Source organism: Actinomyces vulturis, assembly GCF_001687305.1.
GTDB classification, from domain to species: Bacteria; Actinomycetota; Actinomycetes; order Actinomycetales; family Actinomycetaceae; genus Actinomyces; species Actinomyces vulturis.
In genome coordinates this window covers 100993-121815 of the sequence record NZ_KV700386.1, presented here as the reverse complement: position 1 = coordinate 121815, position 20823 = coordinate 100993, and the positions used below count along the sequence as shown (strand labels likewise).

Below are 20823 nucleotides of genomic sequence, written 5' to 3'. Positions count from 1 at the left end.
TTAGGATTCGCCATCGAACTGGGATTGGTAGAGGCGTGCATAAGCGCCGCCTGCTTCCATGAGTGTGTCATGATTTCCTGTTTCGACAATGTCACCGTCTTCCATCACCACAATGATGTCAGCATCGCGAATAGTGGATAGTCGGTGGGCAATAACGAAACTGGTACGTCCGCTACGCAGTTTGGCCATCGCCTGCTGGACGAGAACCTCGGTTCGGGTATCTACGCTGGAGGTTGCTTCATCCAGAATAAGGATCTGACGATCAGCCAAGAAAGCACGAGCAATGGTAATGAGTTGCTTTTCACCGGTGCTCACACCCGAACCGGAGTCATCAATGACAGTATTGAATCCTTGAGGCAGTGCTTCAATCACGTGAAGGACATTAGCTGCGCGTGCTGCTTCAACAACTTGTTCATGCGTTGCCTCAGGCAGGCCGAAGGCGATGTTTTCTTCAATAGTGCCGTCAAACAGCCAGGTGTCCTGAAGGACCATGCCGATATGTTCGCGAACATCATCGCGGCGTACAGTGGAAATATCTACATCATCAATAGCAATATGACCGCTCAACGGCTCGTAGAAACGTAAGAGCAGATTAACCAGGGTAGTTTTGCCTGCGCCTGTGGGACCCACGATGGCCACGGTCTGGCCAGGCTGTACCGTGAGGCTAAGGTCGCGGATAAGTTCTTTCTCGGGGTCGTAACTAAAACGGACATGGTCGAAAGTGACCGATCCGCGAAGGGTCTGAGGCAATGTTGCTGGCGCGGCGTCGTCCAATGGCTCAGGTTCAATATCGAGAATCTCAAAAACGCGTTCGGCACTGGCCACGCCCGACTGCAGCAGGTTAGCCACGCTGGCCAACTGGGCGATGGGCTGGGAGTAGGAGCGTGAGTACTGTAGGAAGGCTTGAACGTCACCGAGGGTCAGCGAACCGTTGGTAATTTTGATACCTCCCAGAACCGCAACAATGACGAAAGTCAGATTGTTAATAAGGTTCATGGCCGGCTGGATAGTTCCGGAGAGGAACTGTGCGCGCCATGCACTGCGGTAAAGCGAGTCATTATCACGAGCGAAAGTACGATCGAAGTCCTCTTCACAGGCGAAGGCGGTCACTACCTCATGAGCAGTGAAGGCTTCTTCGACGGTGGCCCCCAATGCGCCGGTGGAGGCCCACTGTTGCTTGAAATGCGGTTGAGCCTTCTTACCAATGACCACGGCGAGAATTGCGGCCACAGGGATCGTCACAATGGCGGCCAATGCCAAGTGCCAAGAAATCCAGATCATCATGCCGAGTGTGGCCACGATCGTGACGCTGGCTTGCATGACTTGGGAGAGCGTCTGTTGGAGTGTCTGGGTGACGTTATCCACGTCGTTGGTTACGCGCGAGAGCATGTCTCCGCGACTACCGGAGTCAATGGCCTTGAGCGGGAGGTGGTTGATCGTGGATTCCACGCCAGCGCGCAGGCGGTTGCCGGTACGTTGGATGACTCCGGCCAGGATGTAGCCCTGGATGTACATAATGATGGCGCTTGTGGTGTACAAAGCAACCACGATGAATAATTCATGCGCAAGGTCGTGGGTGTTAATACCCACACCGACCTGGGCGTGCATCGCTTCGATCATAGAGGCCATACGCTCCCGGGATGAGTCTCCTGAGGCACGGAGCATAGCAAGCGCCTGCTCGGTAGTGGTTCCCGCCGGGAGCATGCGCCCCATGGCTGTGCCTAAAACGCCACGGAAGATCACGTTCGTGGCATGTCCGAGGGCTTTGGGACCCATGACATTGAGAACGACGCCGATGACCGTTAGTACCATGACCAGCGCCAGTCGGATTTTTTCCGGGGCTAGCGTCGATAAGAGTCGTTTGAGGGATTGTTTAAAGTTCTTGGCCTGTGCACCAGGTGCGTGGGAGCGGCCGGGATGACGTGGGCTCATGCTGCCTCCTCCACGCTCAGTTGGGACAATGCAATTTCTTGGTAGGTGGGGCAGGTGTCCATGAGGAATTCATGGCTGCCAATTCCAACCACTTCTCCACCGTCAAGGACCACGATTTGGTCGGCATGGCGAATAGAAGACACACGCTGGGCAACGACGAGCATCGTGGCTCCGTCGGTGGCTTGGGGCAGTGCTGCACGGAGGCGTGCATCGGTAGTGAAGTCCAGTGCTGAAAAGGAGTCATCGAAAAGATACACACTGGCGGGTTTAAGCAGTGCTCGTGCGATACATAGGCGCTGGCGTTGACCGCCGGAAAAGTTCACGCCGCCTTGTTCGACTTTCGTGTCCAAGCCTTCATCGAGTGCGCTGACAAAATCCGCTGCTTGAGCACTGGTAAGTGCTGCCCAGATTTGTTCATCACTGTAGTCACTTCCCATAGACAATGTAGAACGGAGAGTTCCGGAGAAGAGGTACGACTTTTGAGGAACTACGGCGATGTTCTCACGCAAGGCAGGCAACGTAATGTCGCGAATGTCCACGCCGTCAATCTCAATGCGACCATCGGTGACATCCATAAGACGTGGAATGAGGTTGAGCAAGGTGGTTTTTCCTGCGCCGGTAGATCCGATGACGGCTGTGGTTGTTCCGGCTTCCAGGGTGAGGTCCACGTGATCGAGCACGGGTTCGCTTGCGCCGGGGTAGCGGAAGGACACGTCATGGAAGGTGACAGTGCGTGCTCGAGATGAGCAATCGCTGTGAACAGGCAGTTCCTTGACAGTCTTAGGACTGGCGATAGAGGGTTCTAGGTCAAGAACTCCGTTCACACGTTCAGCAGCCACTGAGGCACGAGGAACCATCATGAACATCATGGTGGCGACCATGACGGAGAAAAGGATCTGGATGAGGTAGTTGAGGAATGCGGTGATGTCACCGACCTGCATCGAGCCGTCTTGGACGCGTAATCCACCGAACCAGATCACGGCAATGGAGGAGAAGTTCAGGACTAACTGAACTACGGGGAAGAGAATGGCCATAAGGCGACCGATGGACAGTGCGGTGCCGGTCAGTTCGTCGTTGGCTTGGGTGAAGGTGGCGGTGCGCTGAGGCTGGCGCACAAAAGCGCGAATGACGCGCACGCCTTGAATTTGTTCACGCATGACCAGGTTGATGCGGTCGATGCGCTTTTGCATCATCTTGAAGTGCGGGATAAGGCGGCGCAGGATGAGTGCGAGAAATACACCGAGGATGGGGACAACCACGGCGATGAGGGCGGAGAGTGGAACATCGACACGTAGTGCCATGAACACACCGCCCACCATCATGATGGGAGCCATGACCATCATGGCGAAACTCATGAAGACCACCATCTGGATTTGCTGCACATCGTTGGTGCAGCGGGTGATGAGGCTGGGTGCACCGAAGCGGCTCATTTCTTCGAGGTTGAGGCGTTGTACTCGTGTGAAGACGTCACGACGCACGTCGCGGCCTAGTCCCATGGCGGTACGCGCTGCAAGTAGGGTGGCGATGATGGCCACCACGACTTGTAGTGCGGTCAAGGCAAGCATTTCGCCGCCGACTTGCCAAATGTAGGACACGTCGCCCTTAATGACACCGCTGTTGATGATGTCAGCGTTCAAGGTGGGCAGACTGAGTGAGGTGAAGGTTTCAATGACTTTGCAGACAAGGACACCGATCACTAGCCATAGGTAGGGGCGCAAGTATTTGCGAAGAAGTCGTCTGAGCACCTGGGAAGTCTACGCCGAGTTTGCACTGAGTGCATATATCGATCGCTCTTCACCGTGGTGGCATTGATCATAAGGAGATATTCACAAATGTGTGGGGCCCGCGCCTAGCGGCGCGGGCCCCAACGATTCACGTCTATTGATGCCGTGTCACGTCACGCAAACGACGCACAAACCTTGGCACTCATTGCAGTGGTGTGACCGAATGCCTCAGTGTGACGGCGGATAGGTTGGTGGAATGGAAGGACCGTCACCTTCCTGGGGAGGAAGTCCATACCCGCTAACCTGAGGTGTCTCAGGGGCAACACCAGATGTTGACGGCGCGGAAGACTGAGCAGGCTGGGCTGGGGAAGCAGACTCGGCGGGTGCCATATGAACAGCCTTATTCGGTGCTGCCATAGAAACTTCATCCTTGGCTTCATGCAGTGCAGCATCTGCTTCACCACGCGCTTGCGCAAGAGCTTCAGCGGGATCTTGCAAATGAGTCGCAGCAAGGTCATCGGTAATACCGAAGGCGTTGGAATCCAATCCGCTCAGATCAACTGAGGTCCGTTCCTCATCGCCGTCAGCGCCAGGCCAGGGGCCAGGAGAAGCGGGAGACTTTCCTCCCAGGGCACCAGCGATACCGTCAAGTGCTGCGGTGAACTCAGTGGGAACAATCCACATCTTGGAGGAATTACCGTTAGCAATCTTGGGGAGGGTCTGTAGATACTGGTACGCAAGAAGTTTGGGATCAGCGTTACCACGGTGGATAGCGTCGAAGACCTGGAGAATAGCGCGGGATTCACCCTGTGCCTTGAGAATGGCCGATTGTGCTTGCCCTTCAGCGCGAAGAATGGCGGACTGCTTGTCACCTTCGGCAGTAAGAATCTGAGACTGCTTGACGCCTTCGGCTGTCAAAATGGCTGCACGGCGGTCACGCTCGGCGCGCATTTGCTGTTCCATGGCCCCTTGAATAGAGGCAGGCGGATCGATGGACTTCAGTTCCACATTGCTCACGCGAATACCCCAACGGCCAGTAGCCTGATCAAGTACGCCACGAAGTTGGCCGTTGATCTGGTCGCGGCTAGTCAAGGTCTGCTCAAGGTCCATGGCCCCGATAACGTTACGCAGAGTAGTCACGGTAAGCTGCTCGATAGCCTGGAGATAGTTGGCGATTTCGTAGGTAGCGCGCTTGGGGTCAGTGACCTGGTAGTAAATCACCGAGTCAATGCTCACCACGAGGTTATCGGAAGTAATTACCGGCTGCGGAGGGAAAGAGACCACCTGCTCGCGTAAGTCGACGGTGTTACGAACACGGTCGAGAAATGGCACGAGGAAATGCATACCTGCGCCATATTCCGCCTGGAATTTACCGAGGCGCTCAACAATAATCGCCTGGCTCTGGTGAACAATTCGCACGGCCTTGGCGATGGCAGTGACGATGAACAGCACCAAAAACACCAAGACAAGAATGGAAATTACTGAACCAATCATCGAGAACGACCCCTTCACATCAGTAGTGCCTTGAGTCTACGCAATCGGGGCATCACTTTTAAAGGAAACTACGTCTTTTCGATCTCTTTGCCACGGGAGGATTCCCCTGATTAGGTAGGCGCTGAGTGTTTTCAGTATGAAGTTTCACGTCGTGCCTCAGTGGATTCCACTCATCCACCACATGCTGAAACAAACAACGGCACCACATAGTCACCTCGTATCACTTGTCAACCTCGTATGAGGGTGTGCTTCACATCATCGGGGTAACAACTGCTGTGGCCCCATCAATGGTGATGACGCGAACCTCGGAGCCAACCTCGCACTGTGGGACAGGACAAGCCGTCTCCAAACGAGCACTCCACTGTGCTCCATCGAGTTCGATGAGGCCTTGATGAAGATCGACGGGCTGAAGAACACGCGCAGTAGCACCGATAAGCGCGTGAACGTTGGAATCAGTGTGAGGTGTGGAACGGTTGATGTAACGCTTAGCCCACGGGCGAGCAACAGCCAATCCCAGGGTAGAGACCACCCCGAATACGATGATCTGAACATAAAGAGGGACACCTGTCAGACTAACCAAACTGGCTGCTAAAGCACCTGATGCGAACATGAGGAACACCAAGTCTACGCTGAGCATTTCCACAACGCCCAGGCCAAGCGCGGCGACGAGCCACCACAGCCACATCATGAATTCTTTCCATTCACTGCGTGAATACCATCGGTACTGCGACGCTGAGCTCGCGCAGTAAAGCGACCATCGTGGACAGTGACAGAAAGAGGAAGTCCAAACACATCGCTCATCACCCCACTGGTGATGACCTCCTGAATAGGGCCAGCAGCCACCACTCCTCCTTCGCGCAGTGCGAGTGCGTGAGTAAATCCGGCGGGGATTTCTTCAAGGTGGTGGGTAATAAGAATCATGGCCGGAGAAGCAGGGTCAGCGACGATTTCTTCCAGTGCGCTAACAAGTTCTTCACGACCGGAGAGGTCAAGACCTGACGCTGGTTCATCGAGGATGAGCAGTTCCGGGTCAGGCATGAGTGCGCGAGCGACTTCGACGCGTTTGCGTTCACCGGAGGAAAGCGTCCCCCACTTGCGGGTAGCCAGATGACCCACGCCAAGTGCAGAAAGAACATCCACGGCACGCTGTGCGTCGGCATCTTCGTAAGTGTGGCGCCATGAGCCTACTGCACCCCAGGAAGCTGACAGAACAATGTCTGCCACGGACTGGACATTGGTGATTTGCTGGGCCAATGCTGAGGAGCACAAGCCCACACGAGCGTGCAGTTCACTGACATCGGTACGGCCTAGTACCTCATCGAGAATGGCGACTTCACCCTTCGACGGGTACAGGCGACCAGAAGCCATGCGGGCAAGGGTGGTTTTACCGGCACCGTTGGGGCCAAGAATGACCCATCGTTGCCAATCTTCAATGGTCACGTTGACATCATGAACGATGGCTCGGCCATCGCGGACCACACTGACATTGCTCATTCGCAGGACATCAACCATGTGCCCAGCCTACTTTGTTCACAATCATTGCGGTTGCTAGGCGCGCTGAATTGTTATGGGACAAACGATACGGTGCGGGGTAGACAACGATAACCGTCTCCACCCCGCACCGTAATTATCCCGACATCGCAGTCAATAGAGCAGCCAAGCACCTAATTGACCAGAGGATTCATAAGCTACTGCCCCGCTCGTCACTATCGTCTGCTCGTCCAGACTTTTAAACTCACTGAATCAAGTGCGTCCGTCAGGCATTTTTGCGCTGCTCAAGAACCCATTCATAAACAGCCATCGTACGCTCAGCGATGGCAGTCCATGCGAAGTGGTCTTCCACGCGCTTACGTGCGGCCTTACCCATCTTTTCGCACAGTTCCTTATCAGTAATCAAGGTAGTGATCGCCTTGGCAAGATCTGCAATGAACTGTTCAGGATTAACGGGTGTGCCAGTACCGTCATGTAACTGGTCAAGAGGGACGAGAAGGCCCGTCTCGCCGTCGTTAATAACTTCCGGAATACCACCTGTTGCACTGCCAACAACTGGTAACCCCACAGCCATGGCTTCCAGGTTCACGATCCCCAAGGGCTCGTAAATTGAGGGACACACGAACAGGTCAGAAGCATCAAGTACGGCAATAAGTTCCGGCCGAGGAAGCATTTCTTCAACCCACACGACGCCGGTACGCTTCGTGCGCAGCGTATCAACCAGACCTTCGACTTCGGTCATGATTTCCTTGGTGTCCGGGGCTCCGGCACACAGGACAATCTGGACTTCTTCCGGCAGTGATTCGCAAGCACGCAGGAAGTAAGGCAGACCTTTTTGGCGCGTAATACGCCCAACAAAGACGATGGTGGGCCGTTCAGGATCAATTCCCAAACGAGCCAAGGTCTTTTCTTGAAGTTCTCCTGCTTCAGGACCTTCTGGTTTCTTCCATGCATCGAGATCAATACCGTTGTGAACAACCTTGACCTTTTCTGGATCAACGGTGGGGTAAGAACGAAGAATGTCTTCGCGCATGCCGCCACTCACGGCGATGATGGCATCAGCGTTGGTGTAAGCGTTTTCTTCTGCCCAGGAACTCAGAGCATACCCACCGCCAAGTTGTTCAGCTTTCCATGGACGCATGGGCTCCAAGGAGTGCGCGCTAATCACGTGGGGAACACCGTGAAGGAGCTGGGCCAGACGCCCGCCGAGATTGGCATACCAGGTATGGGAGTGGACCAGGTCCGTACCTTCACATCCGGCTGCCATTTCTAAGTCAACGCCGAAGGTCTGCAGTGCAGCATTGGCCCCAGCCAACTCCTCAACATTGGGGTAACCCGTCACACCGGGATCGCCACCAGGTTGACCTTGTTTACGAGGCCCGCCAAAGGCGTGAACGCGCACATCGGCAAGGGGACGAAGCACCTTAGCCAGTTCGTCAACATGGACTCCTGCCCCACCGTAAATAAATGGCGGGTATTCCTTGGTCAGTAGGTCAACCCTCATCGGGATGCCCCTTTCTTTGATGGACGCGACTGGAGGTAGTGACTCCATTGGGCAACAATGCACCATAAGAGTATCGCAGGTCACACTCTACAACCGTAACCTTCGATCCGAGCCACCATTATTCACTGACGATCACAATGAATCAGGTCACTGTATGCTTACATTCTCGTTTCATGATGGAAAGTAATGAGACACATAAATGACTAATTTTGAGCGAAGCTCAGGTCAAACGATGCAATTCAAGCAACCTTACCGTTTCTATTCTTCCCTTCTTTTCTTCCTTAATGTAGGCAGTTAGCCCTAGAAATTGGCCAAAATTACCTGGCGTTTTTCCTGCGAAACACTCTCAAGCACTTTAGGCTTAACCCATGGCAGCTCCACGTGTTCTCGCAATCGTCCTCGCCGGTGGTGAAGGTAAGCGCCTTATGCCCCTCACCATCGATCGCGCCAAGCCCGCAGTGCCCTTCGGCGGCCACTACCGCCTGATTGATTTCTCCTTGTCCAACATGGTGAACTCAGGCTTTCTGCGTGTTGTGGTGTTGACTCAATACAAGTCCCACTCTCTTGACCGTCACATCTCCAAGACCTGGCGTATGTCATCGATGCTGGGCAACTATGTCGCTCCCGTACCAGCACAACAGCGTATGGGTAAGCACTGGTTCCTAGGAAGCGCTGATGCGATCTATCAGTCCCTCAATCTGGTGGATGATGAACGTCCCGATTACGTGGTGATCACCGGTGCTGACAACATCTACCGGATGGACTTCTCCCAGATGCTTGAGCACCATATCGCATCCGGGTTACCTCTGACTGTTGCTGGTATCCGTCAACCCAAGAGTTTGGCTGACCAGTTCGGTGTGATCGAAACTGACCCGAAGGCGCCCGGCAAGATCAAGGCTTTCGTAGAAAAGCCCAAGGACACTCCCGGCCTGCCGGACTCCCCCAATGAAGTTCTTGCTTCAATGGGTAACTACATCATGAGCGTGGACGCCATGCGCGAGGCTGTCACCGTTGACGCTGCAGATGACAACTCTAAGCACGACATGGGCGGCAACATCGTTCCTTGGTTCGTCAACCAAGGCGCCGCCGGCGTTTACGACTTCAAAGACAACGAAGTTCCCGGTTCAACCGATCGTGACCGTAACTACTGGCGTGACGTAGGTACCCTCGACGCTTTCTACGAGGCTCATCAGGATCTCATCAGCGTCACCCCCGTCTTCAATCTCTACAATGACCGCTGGCCGTTGTACACCGGTTATGACGCAGGCATGCCTCCAGCGAAGTTCGTCTACGGCCACCATGAACGTCTAGGACACGCAATTGATTCCATCGTCTCCCCCGGAGTCATCGTCTCAGGCGGTGAAGTCATTTCCTCTGTCCTCTCCCCCGGCGTCCGCATTAACTCCTGGTCCTCGGTCCGCTCCTCTGTCATTCTCGACGGCGCGAACGTGGGCCGCAACACCGTGGTCAACCGAGCCATTTTGGACAAGAACGTTCGCGTAGAAGAAGGTGCCATGGTCGGCATCGATCACGAACATGATCGCGCACGTGGCTTCACGGTGACTGAATCCGGTATCACAGTGGTCGCTAAGGGCCAGATTGTGACCCGGTAAGGATTTCTTTCTTCACTCACACGTGCTTATGCCATCCACGCGGTGGGGCGCTGACTCTCGTCGGCGCCCCACCGTTTTTCGGTAACACCGAATACGTTCACATAGCGCATCACCATGTCACTCAAACAAGGCTTCCCCACAGCCCCCGTCCCCACCCGTTAGTGAACGATCATGAATATTGAGTATCCAAAACTACGAAATGCCCGCTGCTCCGTTGATACAGTTCACTTTGTGACTATGAAGACTCTTGTACTCGTTCGCCACTCAAAGGCGGCCTCCATGGCCACATCTGATGAGGAACGGCCACTGACAGAAAAAGGGCAAGCCATGGCGAAGAACCTGGCTTCTCAACTCAAAGCCGAAGGCCTCAAGGTTGACCTTATGCTGGTTTCACCTGCCAAGCGCGCACGCGAAACCGGCCAGTACCTTGCCAAAGCCACCAAACCCTCATCCATCGCAATTAATAAGACCATCTACGCTCCACGCAACGGCGTAGGCTCCATCATCGATATGCTGCATGACGTCGACGAAGAGTACACCTCAGTAATGGTGGTAGGCCACGAACCCACCTTATCCATGGTTGGTTATGCGTTATCTGCTGATCGTTCGAATCCTCTGACCCAGGACATTGCCTTCGGCATGTCCACAGCAACGGCAATCATCATGTCCTATGACGGTGCGTGGTGTGATCTAAACGAACAGATGGCAACGATTAAGGCATTGCCTCACGGCGTCGTCGAAAAGTAACCCAGGCAACCTGTCAGAAACAAACTAACGGGCCGGTTCCCCAACCAAATGCCTGTCGACGCTTCGTACTAGTTGGTAATTTACGAACCTGAAATAGGTTACTAACTTAAATGTAATCACCTATAATTTACAGCAGTTGCAAAGGGCTAACTAGTTCCTGAGAGATGAGCCGACATGTCGAAACAACTTCAACCACTATCGATGACCGATATCCCAGCGAATGAAGACTCGCTAAACATCTCGCAATATGTTGACGCATTAGCTGATTTCTCAACAAAGTGCGAGACTCCCATGACCATCGCAATCCAAGGCGATTGGGGCTCTGGGAAAACATCGCTAATGAACATGATCAAAAATAAGATCAGTAATACTGAACAAAAAAATCACGTCATTTGGTTCAATACTTGGCAATATTCCCAATTTAACATGGGCGACAAGTTAATTCTCGCCTTGTTACAACAACTAACTATCGCACTATCGAAAATTAACCCAAGCGATAAAGTAAATTATACCAAAAAATTCAAAAAAATTGCAAAAATTGCCTTAGGGGCAGGAACCGGGTTCATATCAGGGTTGACAACGCTGACCCCTTATCAGCCTTTAATTGAAAAAACTTTTGAAGGCGGCAAAAAAGCATTCGAAACCTCTAGTGAGGAACTAAACGATTATGCTACTCAACTATTTGAGTATGACGTCAAAATTCTAGAAGAACTTAAGTCTGACATTGCATTAATGATCAATAGTGCATTAAAGCGATCCGATCAGCCTGCATCACAATCTGACGAAAAAATCTTCATCTTTATTGACGACTTAGATCGCCTTGAACCTGCAAAAGCAGTCGAATTACTTGAGTCATTAAAACTATTCCTTGATCTACCTGGGTGCGTCTTTATCCTTGCCATCGATTTTGAAGTAATCAAACAGGGCGTACATAAAAAATTCGGTAATGATTTTCGCGAGAAAAAAGCACAATCATTTTTCGATAAGATAATTCAAGTACCTTTCCACATGCCTGTTAGCGCCTATGAGACTGGGACACTAATTAAGGAGATGGTTGACACTACAGACTCTAGCGAATCAAAAATTTATCAAACACTGTGCACACTATCTGTCGGCAACAACCCCCGTTCCATCAAACGACTCCTTAATACATTCCGCCTACTCGAAAATATCCGATCCCGCACCGATAAAGAAACTAACCCCGCGGAACGATTACAACTCTTTGCTATCCTGTGCCTCCAAAGCGCATATCCTTTATATTACAGAGAATTTATACAAAAAGTAGAAAATGAAGTGTGCGACTCTTCTGTAGAAGAGTTCTTCAAGAAAGAAATTTCTCTTTTCGAACAAGACAACGAAGAGACTTCAACATTACTCGATAGTTTCGACATTTCAGCCATCGAAACGTATTCTTTTATTAATTTTTTAACATCCCTACTCGGCGTGTTTACAACAGGGAATTCAAAAAATCAGATGAGCAATATTAACGACCTTCGAACCGCCCTTTCATTGGCTTCTATTACATCGGTTGGCAACGATCGCAAGAAAACAACTAAAGGAGAAATCGTGCTCGGTTTTGAAGTAACTATAGATACACTACTCACGAAGTACCATGCGAACCCAGAGCTTGTCAGTCTTTTTTCTGACCTGTTTAACTCTCTTAAGGACCGTCTTGGTGACTTATCTAATGAATTTACGACTGGAATTGGCGTCCAACCAGAACCAAAGTTTTATCGCCTAAATTCGGCTGGAAAAACTACAAAGGCTGAGCTTTCATTTAATAAGTCTGCAATTGTTGTTAAATTTGCTCGCCGCGCGATGGGTGAAACTTTAGTAAAGAGTTGGATTGATAAACTGGCTCCGTTTGGCGAAGATCTAACCGATAAGACCTATCAAACATCAAACCTCCAGATCAATGTTTCACTGACACCAGAAAATTACGCAATTCCTGAAGCAAAAGACGCTCTACTGTCATGTTTGGAAGAACTTTTTGCCTTGTAAAACAACGATCAGTTACGGACACTGTCATATCTCGAAGTTGATCGCTGCCATTTCGACCTTCTGATAATTAACGCCCCATCCCCATGCCACCATCGACGCTAATGATGGAACCGGTGACATAAGAGGATGCGGGACTAGCGAGGAATTCCACCGGCGCAATCACTTCATGCGCCTGACCAAAACGAGCCATCGGGATGGCTTCCATGTAACCAGCACGAGCCTGAGGAGTAAGAGCAGCCGTCATATCGGTCTCAATCAATCCTGGCGCCACGGCGTTAACAGTAATTCCTCTCCGTGCCACCTCTCTTGCCAGGCTACGGACGAGCCCTTCAACTCCGCCCTTTGCCGCGCCATATGCTGCAAGGCCCACACCACCACTAGCGGCCACCACGGACGAGAGCAGCACTACGCGGCCATATCGGGCTTTGAGCATGTCAGGAAGAACCGAACGCACTGAGTTGAACGTGCCCGTCAGATCGGTGGCGATCACCTCATCCCACATCTGCGAACTGGTTCGCAGCGCCAGGGACTCGGCGCTAATGCCTGCAGCAGCAACTAGAACATGAGGCGCGCCAAATTCAGCGCGGATTTCTTTAATTGCGTGGGTAAGAGCGTCAATATCCGTGACATCTGCGCTAAGCCCCAGCACCCCTTCAGGTGCACCGCCACTACGCGAAATACCTGCTACACGGTGGCCGCAACAAGCAAAATGTTCCGCAACCGCCTGGCCGATCCCTCGCGATGCTCCAGTCACGACGATGGTTTGCTGAGGCCATGAAGTGGCACCAGAGCAGTCATGCTGGGGAAGATTGGGCAGGCCGGCTGAAGTCATGAGGATTAGAATATGTCGCTTTTGACCGTGATTCCTGCCCAAATCAAACAAATTGCGGACTCGTGCCACAATACGGATGTGACTGACCAGTTCTCGCCTCTCGCCCCCAGCCAATTGTCGATTGGCCCTATCGCCGTACCGACCCCTGTGGTGCTCGCACCCATGGCAGGCGTTACCAACGCTTCTTTCCGCTATTTGTGCCGAAAGAGTGGCGAAAGTGCCCTTCCAGAGAACTTCGCACCCACCGTTGACGGCCCCGTCATTCATGACGGCGTACTCACCGCTCCAGCGGGTCTTTTCGTCACCGAAATGGTCACTACTCGTGCTCTCGTTGAACGCAATGAGAAAACTCTTTCCATGGTGCGTACAGACCCCACTGAACGCGTACGTTCAATCCAGTTATACGGAGTCGAGCCGGATACCGTGGCTCACGCAGTGCGCATTCTTGTCCTTGAGGACCTGGCTGACCATATCGACCTGAACTTTGGTTGTCCCGTCCCCAAGGTGACCCGCAAGGGCGGCGGCGCTGCACTGCCATGGAAGCGAGATCTCCTCAAAGACATCGTGACCGCGGCGGTGAAGGCCAGTGAGAAGGCTGAGCGGGATGCGAATCGTGAGCGCCCCGTTCCCGTCACCATCAAAACCCGCCTGGGGATCGACACCGATCACCTGACTTATCTTGATTGCGCCACCATCGTTGAGGGTGCCGGTGCGGCAGCCATGGCTCTGCATGCCCGCACTGCTGCCCAGCATTACTCCGGTCACGCTGACTGGTCCACAATCGGCGTACTTAAAGAACACTGTTCTTTACCGATTCTGGGCAATGGCGACATCTGGATGGGCAGCGATGCAGTGGAGATGATGCGTCAGACCGGGTGCGATGGTGTGGTGGTAGGCCGCGGCTGCCAGGGACGCCCGTGGCTGTTCGCTGACTTGGTTGCTGCCATGTTTGGTCATGAGCAGCGAGTTGCCCCAAACCTAGGGGAAGTCATCACCACAATTCAGGAACACGGCAGACTTCTTGCCGACGAAATGGGTGAAGATCGCGGTGTTCGTGATCTTCGCAAGCACATCGGCTGGTATCTCAAGGGCTACCCGGTGGGCGGAGCGGCTCGCGCTGAACTCATGAAGGTCACCAGCCTGGAAGAACTGGACACGTTATTGTCCAGGCTCGACGCTGATGCTCCCTACCCAGGTTCCACAGTCGAAGGCCCGCGCGGACGCGCGGGCACTCCCAAGCGCCCCCATCTACCTGAGGGCTGGTTGGATTCGCCCTATCTCAACGCTGAAGAACAAGCAGGCCTAGCAGACGCCGAACACGACGTTTCCGGCGGCTAAATCGCCTCAGATTCATCGCCGTCGATTACTGGCTCGTTCATCGCCGTCAATTACTGGGGCGACAGTGACCTGCTCGTGCTTACCTATGCTCACCTTGTGAGCGGGTGCGGTGGCTTTGCTCAGGAGAGCGGCGATTGCCGTGGTGATGGGGATGGCGAGAACTAGTCCGATGGATGCGACGAGCGTGCGCACAATTTCCTCAGCAATCTGACCAGACAGCACCGTATCCATCACCGAGCGATCAATGAGCGCGGCGCTGAGCACCAGAGGCAGGGCACCACCGGCGTAAGCAAAGGCCAAGGTGTACACGGTCGACGCGATGTGGTCGCGACCAATGCGCATGCCCGAACGGATAAGCCCCAGGACGCTCAGTGAGGGGTTTGCGCTGTGCAACTCCCACACACTGGATGCCTGAGTAATCGTCACATCGTTAAGTACGCCCAGTCCTGCAATGACCATGCCACATGTGAGCAATGCGGGCAGGTTAATTCCAGGGACAAAGGAACTAAGCAAATAGGCGTTTTCATCAACTGCACCGGTAAGGCGCGCCGCTGACGTTCCCCACACAGCCAGGCCCACCATAATGGCCACACCCACGATCGTGCCCAGGAGTGCGGTGGTTGTTTTCACGGTAATGCCGTGGGCTGTGTACAAACAGACGATCATCATGGCACTGGCACCAACAAGGGCCACAGAAATCGGCTGTTGGCCACCAAGGAGCGCCGGAATCACAAAAAACATCATGATGGCGATAGCGAAAGCCAAGCCAATCATGGAAGCGAAACCTTTTCGTCCAGCAACAAGTACGACGAGTACCGCGTAAGCGCCAAGAAGCCAGAAGATCGGTGTGCTGCGTTCGAAGTCCACGAAGATAAATGGAGTGCCTGACACAATTGCCCCAGGATTTTCCATCACTTCTATACGGTCGCCCACACGCATCGGCTGCTGTGACTCCGGAGGGACATGAACGGGCATGACCACGCCGGCAGTGGGCCCAGATTCGATTCGTGCGCACACGGCGTCTGCCAGCAGACCAGGCTGTTGGGCAGATGAGAGGGCTGATTGCTGGGCGGCTTGCCCTCCTGCTTGTCCCTCAGTTTGCCCTGCTTGACCATTGGTGTCCGCCCCCTGCGGATCAACACCCTGGGCCTGTGGAGTAACGCCCTTCTGTGCCGGAGCACCATCTTGGCCAGAGGGCGCTTGTCCGTTCCCGTCAGGTTGAACCGCCCCAGTTCCGACTCCCGCAGTCACGTCACGGAGCGAGGTGACCGATTCAGGGCACCCGTCAATGTTCATCGCTGTCACGGTCGCTTCACGCATAGAGGAGCCGGGGGCTACAAACTCTCGGCTTCCTACTAAAGAACTGCCGTGGGGCCAGATTGTCACCATGGCGAGCGCAGTTGCCAGAATCAACGGGATCACCATAGTGGCCAGGGCGATGCGGACCCTGCGAATCTGCTGGGCTGAGACGTCGAGTGGCGCGCTGTGATCGTGCGCGTGGGCATGGTCAAGGTGCTGTGGGCTCACGAAGGTCAGCGTACAAGTTGTGCCTTGACATACGAGTGTCCCTCGCCTGAAAGATTCAGACGAGGGACACTCATTGGCTCACGCCTTGCGGCGGAGCAGTTCAGTCATTCAGCAGCCGATGAGGCGGGCTGCCAGGTAGGACTGGAGTTCGTCGATCTTGACGCGCTCCTGGCTCATGGTGTCGCGTTCGCGAACAGTCACGGCGCCGTCTTCCACGGATTCAAAGTCGAAAGTCACACAGAAGGGTGTACCAATTTCGTCTTGACGGCGGTAGCGGCGGCCCACAGCACCGGCATCGTCGTATTCAACATTCCAGTACTGGCGCAGGTTATCAGCCAGTTCTTTGGCAGGTCCGGTGAGTTCTTCCTTGCGGGACAGCGGGAAGACGGCCACCTTGACGGGGCTAAGGCGAGGATCAAGGCGAAGCACAACGCGCTTGTCTACACCACCCTTGGTGTTAGGGGCTTCGTCCTCATGGTAGGCATCAACAAGGAATGCCATGAGGGAGCGGGTCAAACCGGCAGAAGGCTCAATGACATAGGGAATCCAACGTTCACCGGTGGTCTGGTCGAAGTAACTGAGATCCTTGCCGGAGGATTCGGCATGCACACCGAGGTCGTAGTCGGTGCGGTTGGCGATACCTTCAAGTTCGCCCCACTCACTACCCTGGAATCCGAAACGGTATTCGATATCCACGGTGCGCTTAGAGTAGTGGGAAAGTTTTTCCTGGGGGTGCTCGTAGAAACGCAGGTTGTTCTCATCAATGCCCAGGCCGGTGTACCAGGCCTTACGGTAGTCAATCCAGTACTGGTGCCATTCTTCGTCTGTGCCGGGTTCACAGAAGAACTCAAGTTCCATCTGCTCAAATTCGCGGGTACGGAAGATGAAGTTACCGGGGGTGATTTCGTTTCGGAAACTCTTACCCACCTGACCAATGCCGAAGGGGGGCTTCTTACGTGCCGCAGTCATGACGTTGGCGAAGTTAATGAAAATACCCTGTGCAGTTTCAGGGCGCAGGTAGTGTAGACCAGCTTCATCGTCGACAGGCCCAAGGAAGGTCTTGAGCAGGCCAGAGAATGCCTTAGGTTCGGTGAATTGACCGCGAGTGCCACAGTTGGGGCAGACGAGTTGGTCAAGGGTAACGCTGTCAGGGTCCTCAATACCATGCTTAGCGGCGTAGGTTTCCTGGAGGTCGTCTTCACGCAGGCGCTTGTGGCAACTGGTGCATTCGATAAGCGGGTCAGTAAAGGCGGCAACGTGACCAGAGGCTACCCAGGTTTGCTGAGGAAGAATAACTGAAGAGTCCAGGCCCACCACGTCAGAGCGGGAGCGAACCATGTACTGCCACCACTGACGCTTGATGTTTTCTTTAAGTTCGACGCCGAGTGGCCCGTAATCCCATGCGGAACGAGTACCGCCGTAGATTTCGCCACAGGGGAAGACGAATCCGCGTCGTTTGGCGAGGTTGATTACTGCGTCTAGTCGGGAGGGGGTCTGTGCCACGTTGTACTCCTGATTGTGTTCGGTCACCGCACCTGGATGATGCAGCGAGGGCATAGGAATTCAGTTGCCTTTGACGCTTCCGTCAGGTTTTTGCTGAGTTTCCATGCTGGACCTTCAGTCTATGGGGCTGGAACTTCAGTGATGGCGTCGCGTAGGACAATCTGGTGTGATTGTGGTGTATTCAACGCATTTTCTTGGCGGGTGCGTGGCGGAGAAGTTGACCTCACCCCAGAACTATATGAGAATGATTTTCATGAATGCTATTTCACGACGCCACGCAACCGCCCTATTTGCTGCCTCCACATTGGCCGCATTAGCCGCGTGCTCTTCAGACAAGAAATCCGACTCCGGATCCGCATCTTCGAGCAATTCCTCCTCTGCAAACAGCCCACTGGCCGTCAGCGTGTCCTTCTATCCCATCCAGTTCCTCGTCACCTCACTGGCTGGCGACCTGGCAAAGGTCACCTCTGTAACCCCCACCAACGTTGAGCCTCACGATTTCGAGCTCTCCCCCAAGGACGTCACTGACCTGTCCAACGCCAATATGATTGTCTACGTCCAGGGCTTCCAGCCTTCCCTTGACGATGCAGTGGCACAAATCAGCGGCCCTACCGTCATCAATCTCCTCGACGATGTTCACCTCGAACATCATGAGGGTGTAGGCCACCATCACCATCACGGCGATGAAGACGAACATGAAGAGCATGATCACGATGAACATGATCATGACAACGAAGAAGGTCATGACCACGATCATGAGCACGAAGAAGGCCATGACCATGACCACGAGGAAGAAGACGAAGCACTCGATCCTCACTTCTGGCTCGATCCCATCCGCATGAAGGACGCTGCCACCGCCGTCCACGGTGCCCTAGTCAAGGCACTTCCCGATTCCAAGGACACCCTCAACAACAACCTCGAGCTGCTTAACTCCCAACTCGATAAACTCAACGAAGACTACAAAAACGGTCTGAAAGACACCGAGCGCAGGACCTTCGTGACCTCTCACGCCGCTTTCGGCTACATGGCTGAACGCTACGATCTCAAGCAGGTCAGCGTCTCCGGCATCGACCCTGAATCTGAGCCGAGTCCCGCCGACCTAGCAGCAGTCAAAAAGGTCATTGAAGAAACCGGCACCACCACGGTTTTCACCGAAGAACTAGTCTCTCCCAAGACTGCGGAGGCACTGGCCGCAGAAACTGGCGCTACCACCGCTGTTCTCAATCCCATTGAGTCCGCTCCCGAAGATGGCGATTACCTCACCGCCATGGAGTCCAATCTCACCGAGTTGAAAAAAGCTCTTGGCGCCAAGAACTGACTAAGTCACCAGCACTAGCGCGTGTGAGGGAAGAATCATCCTTCCCTCACACGCGCTGCGCGTTTACCCATGGAAGAATCATCCTTCGTGAATTCACAGTCCACCACCCCCATGCCACTCCTGGTTGACCAATTAGATGTCACCCTGGGTACCAGCCCGATCCTGCACGGCATCTCATTGACTGTTGAGCAAGGAGAATCGGTTGCTCTCCTTGGTGCTAACGGTTCAGGTAAGTCCACCTTGGTGAAAACTTGCCTCGGAATTGTGCCAAGTACAAGGGGACGCATTGAGATCTATGGCAAAGATCTTGCCCGCAAGAGTTCCGTTCCTTGGAGAAAAATCGGTTATGTACCCCAACGCGTGGGCGCATCCTCCGGCGTGCCTGCCACTGCCCTGGAAGTGGTGCGAAGTGGACTACTCTCACGTTCTACCCCATGGAAAGACCGTGGGCGTCAAGCCCATCAAGCCGCGATGGAAGCTCTTGCTGCGGTCGATCTAGCCGATCGTGCCCATGACCACGTTCAAGTCTTTTCAGGCGGTCAGGCTCAGCGTGTGCTGATTGCTCGCGCCTTGGTACGTAATCCCTCACTTCTTTTCCTCGATGAGCCACTGGCAGGTATTGACCGTACTAGCCGCGAGACACTTGCCACCATCCTGTCCTCACTGCGTGAACGCGGACTGACACTCATCACCGTTCTTCACGAAATGGGTGAACTCACCCCCATCGTGGAACGCGCCGTAGTCCTCGAAGAGGGACGCATCATTCACGACGGTGAACCGCCAGCAACCGATCACCCTCATCATCACCCAGGCGAGACGGGGTGCGAGCATCTCCACCCGCACGATTCTCTCAGCCGCGTCGCCCACCACGCCCCAGTGTTAAGGAACCCCGCATGACCCTGACCGCAATGAGTGACATGTTGGCCAGCCCCCTCATGCAGAGGGCCTTCATCGTAGCCATCTTGGTGGGCATTAGCGCCCCCGTCGTGGGAACCTACCTCGTTCAACGTGGCCTAGCACTGTTAGGTGACGGTATTGGACATATTTCCCTGACAGGCGTGGCCCTTGGCTGGCTGGTAGCCGGCATTGTTGGTGCCACCCCTCAAGATGTATTGGCTGTACCCGGCGCTATCGTTGCCAGCGTCGTAGGTGCCATCCTCATCGAGATTGTTCGCGCCCGGGGGAAAACGCGAGGAGATGTGGCGTTGGCGATCCTGTTTTACGGAGGTATCGCAGGTGGCGTCATCCTCATTAAATTCGCAGGTGGAACCACTACAAACCTGACCAGTTACCTCTTTGGCTCCATCGCAACGGTTTCTCAAAACGACGTATGGTTCACCGTCATGCTAGCCATTATCGTTCTAGGAGTGGGGCTTGGTCTTCGTGGCCCGCTTTTCGCTCTGTCCCATGACGAAGAATTCGCCAAAGCCATCGGATTACCAACCGGTGCACTCAATATCCTAGTTGCTGTAGTTGCTGCTCTTACTGTGAGCGTCTCCATGCGCGTTGTGGGTGTTCTCCTTGTCAGTGCCGTGATGATTGTGCCCGTCGCTATTGCACAACTGCTGTCACATTCCTTCTCTCGCACCATGCATATGGCTATGATTATTGGCTGTGTGGCCTGTGTACTCGGTTTGACCATCACGTACTTCGTGGCCGCTTCTCCCGGTGCCATGATCGTTATTCTGTTGGTCGGAACCTATGCGATAGTGTCCCTTGGCGTGGCAATCAGTCACGCACTATTCTCCCGTTCACGTTCGGTCAGTGCGTGCCAATAACACCAGTTGAACGCTCTTCCC

Annotated in this window: 16 protein-coding genes; 7 read left to right on the top strand and 9 right to left on the bottom strand. The window is 53.9% G+C overall.

Translation table 11 applies throughout. The features are described from left to right. The 6 genes from A9753_RS03845 to glgA all read right to left on the bottom strand — a co-directional run bounded on the left by A9753_RS03845 (position 1) and on the right by glgA (position 8145). Positions 1-1932: an ABC transporter ATP-binding protein gene (locus A9753_RS03845; protein ID WP_067780631.1), complete on the bottom strand. Its 1932-nt coding sequence runs from the start codon at positions 1930-1932 to the stop codon at positions 1-3. Further along, positions 1929-3677, bottom strand: a complete 1749-nt coding sequence (locus A9753_RS03840; protein ID WP_067780628.1) for an ABC transporter ATP-binding protein — start codon at positions 3675-3677, stop codon at positions 1929-1931. Before A9753_RS03840 ends, A9753_RS03845 begins: the two co-directional genes overlap by 4 nt. 207 nt (positions 3678-3884) lie before the next feature. Continuing rightward, positions 3885-5150, bottom strand: coding sequence for an SPFH domain-containing protein (locus A9753_RS03835; protein WP_067780625.1), 1266 nt, complete (start codon positions 5148-5150; stop codon positions 3885-3887). Positions 5151-5400: 250 nt separating this feature from the next. Continuing rightward, positions 5401-5838: an NfeD family protein gene (locus A9753_RS03830; RefSeq protein ID WP_067780623.1), complete on the bottom strand. Its 438-nt coding sequence runs from the start codon at positions 5836-5838 to the stop codon at positions 5401-5403. Further along, complete coding sequence (locus A9753_RS03825) at positions 5835-6662, bottom strand: ABC transporter ATP-binding protein (protein ID WP_067780620.1); 828 nt, start codon at positions 6660-6662, stop codon at positions 5835-5837. Before A9753_RS03825 ends, A9753_RS03830 begins: the two co-directional genes overlap by 4 nt. Before the next feature lie 244 nt (positions 6663-6906). Then, positions 6907-8145: a glycogen synthase gene (gene glgA / locus A9753_RS03820; protein ID WP_067780617.1), complete on the bottom strand. Its 1239-nt coding sequence runs from the start codon at positions 8143-8145 to the stop codon at positions 6907-6909. A gap of 368 nt (positions 8146-8513) precedes the next feature. On the opposite strand from glgA, the gene glgC reads away from it, so the two are divergent. The 3 genes from glgC to A9753_RS03805 all read left to right on the top strand — a co-directional run bounded on the left by glgC (position 8514) and on the right by A9753_RS03805 (position 12506). Further along, positions 8514-9758 (top strand): glucose-1-phosphate adenylyltransferase, encoded by a 1245-nt coding sequence (glgC, locus tag A9753_RS03815; protein ID WP_067780614.1) that lies wholly within the window; start codon positions 8514-8516, stop codon positions 9756-9758. A gap of 171 nt (positions 9759-9929) precedes the next feature. Then, a complete protein-coding gene (gene sixA, locus A9753_RS03810) occupies positions 9930-10505 on the top strand; it encodes a phosphohistidine phosphatase SixA (protein ID WP_083090282.1) in 576 nt (191 codons plus the stop codon). Between the two features lie 174 nt (positions 10506-10679). Then, on the top strand, positions 10680-12506 hold the full coding sequence (locus tag A9753_RS03805) for a KAP family P-loop NTPase fold protein (protein WP_067780611.1): 1827 nt from the start codon (positions 10680-10682) through the stop codon (positions 12504-12506). 67 nt (positions 12507-12573) lie between these two features. Here the strand turns inward: A9753_RS03805 and A9753_RS03800 are convergent, their stop codons facing one another. Beyond that, positions 12574-13338 carry an SDR family oxidoreductase gene (locus A9753_RS03800; RefSeq protein WP_083090281.1) on the bottom strand — a complete coding sequence of 255 codons (765 nt, stop codon included), beginning with the start codon at positions 13336-13338 and terminating at the stop codon, positions 12574-12576. A gap of 12 nt (positions 13339-13350) precedes the next feature. On the opposite strand from A9753_RS03800, the gene dusB reads away from it, so the two are divergent. Next, positions 13351-14676, top strand: a complete 1326-nt coding sequence (gene dusB / locus A9753_RS03795; RefSeq protein ID WP_083090280.1) for a tRNA dihydrouridine synthase DusB — start codon at positions 13351-13353, stop codon at positions 14674-14676. A gap of 12 nt (positions 14677-14688) precedes the next feature. Here dusB and A9753_RS03790 read toward each other — a convergent pair whose 3' ends face one another. After that, positions 14689-16203, bottom strand: coding sequence for a YibE/F family protein (locus A9753_RS03790; RefSeq protein ID WP_067780608.1), 1515 nt, complete (start codon positions 16201-16203; stop codon positions 14689-14691). A gap of 108 nt (positions 16204-16311) precedes the next feature. Next, positions 16312-17706, bottom strand: a complete 1395-nt coding sequence (locus A9753_RS03785) for a glycine--tRNA ligase (protein WP_067780606.1) — start codon at positions 17704-17706, stop codon at positions 16312-16314. A 253-nt stretch (positions 17707-17959) separates the two neighbouring features. Here A9753_RS03785 and A9753_RS03780 point away from each other — a divergent pair, with 253 nt between their 5' ends. From A9753_RS03780 to A9753_RS03770, 3 genes are all read left to right on the top strand, one after another. Then, positions 17960-19024 (top strand): metal ABC transporter substrate-binding protein, encoded by a 1065-nt coding sequence (locus A9753_RS03780; protein ID WP_067781085.1) that lies wholly within the window; start codon positions 17960-17962, stop codon positions 19022-19024. Between the two features lie 69 nt (positions 19025-19093). Beyond that, the gene (locus tag A9753_RS03775) at positions 19094-19921 is read left to right on the top strand and encodes a metal ABC transporter ATP-binding protein (RefSeq protein WP_083090279.1); all 828 of its coding nucleotides are present in this window, start codon (positions 19094-19096) and stop codon (positions 19919-19921) included. Then, on the top strand, positions 19918-20802 hold the full coding sequence (locus A9753_RS03770) for a metal ABC transporter permease (RefSeq protein WP_067780603.1): 885 nt from the start codon (positions 19918-19920) through the stop codon (positions 20800-20802). The genes A9753_RS03775 and A9753_RS03770 overlap by 4 nt, the downstream gene beginning before the upstream one ends. Positions 20803-20823: the final 21 nt, after the last annotated feature.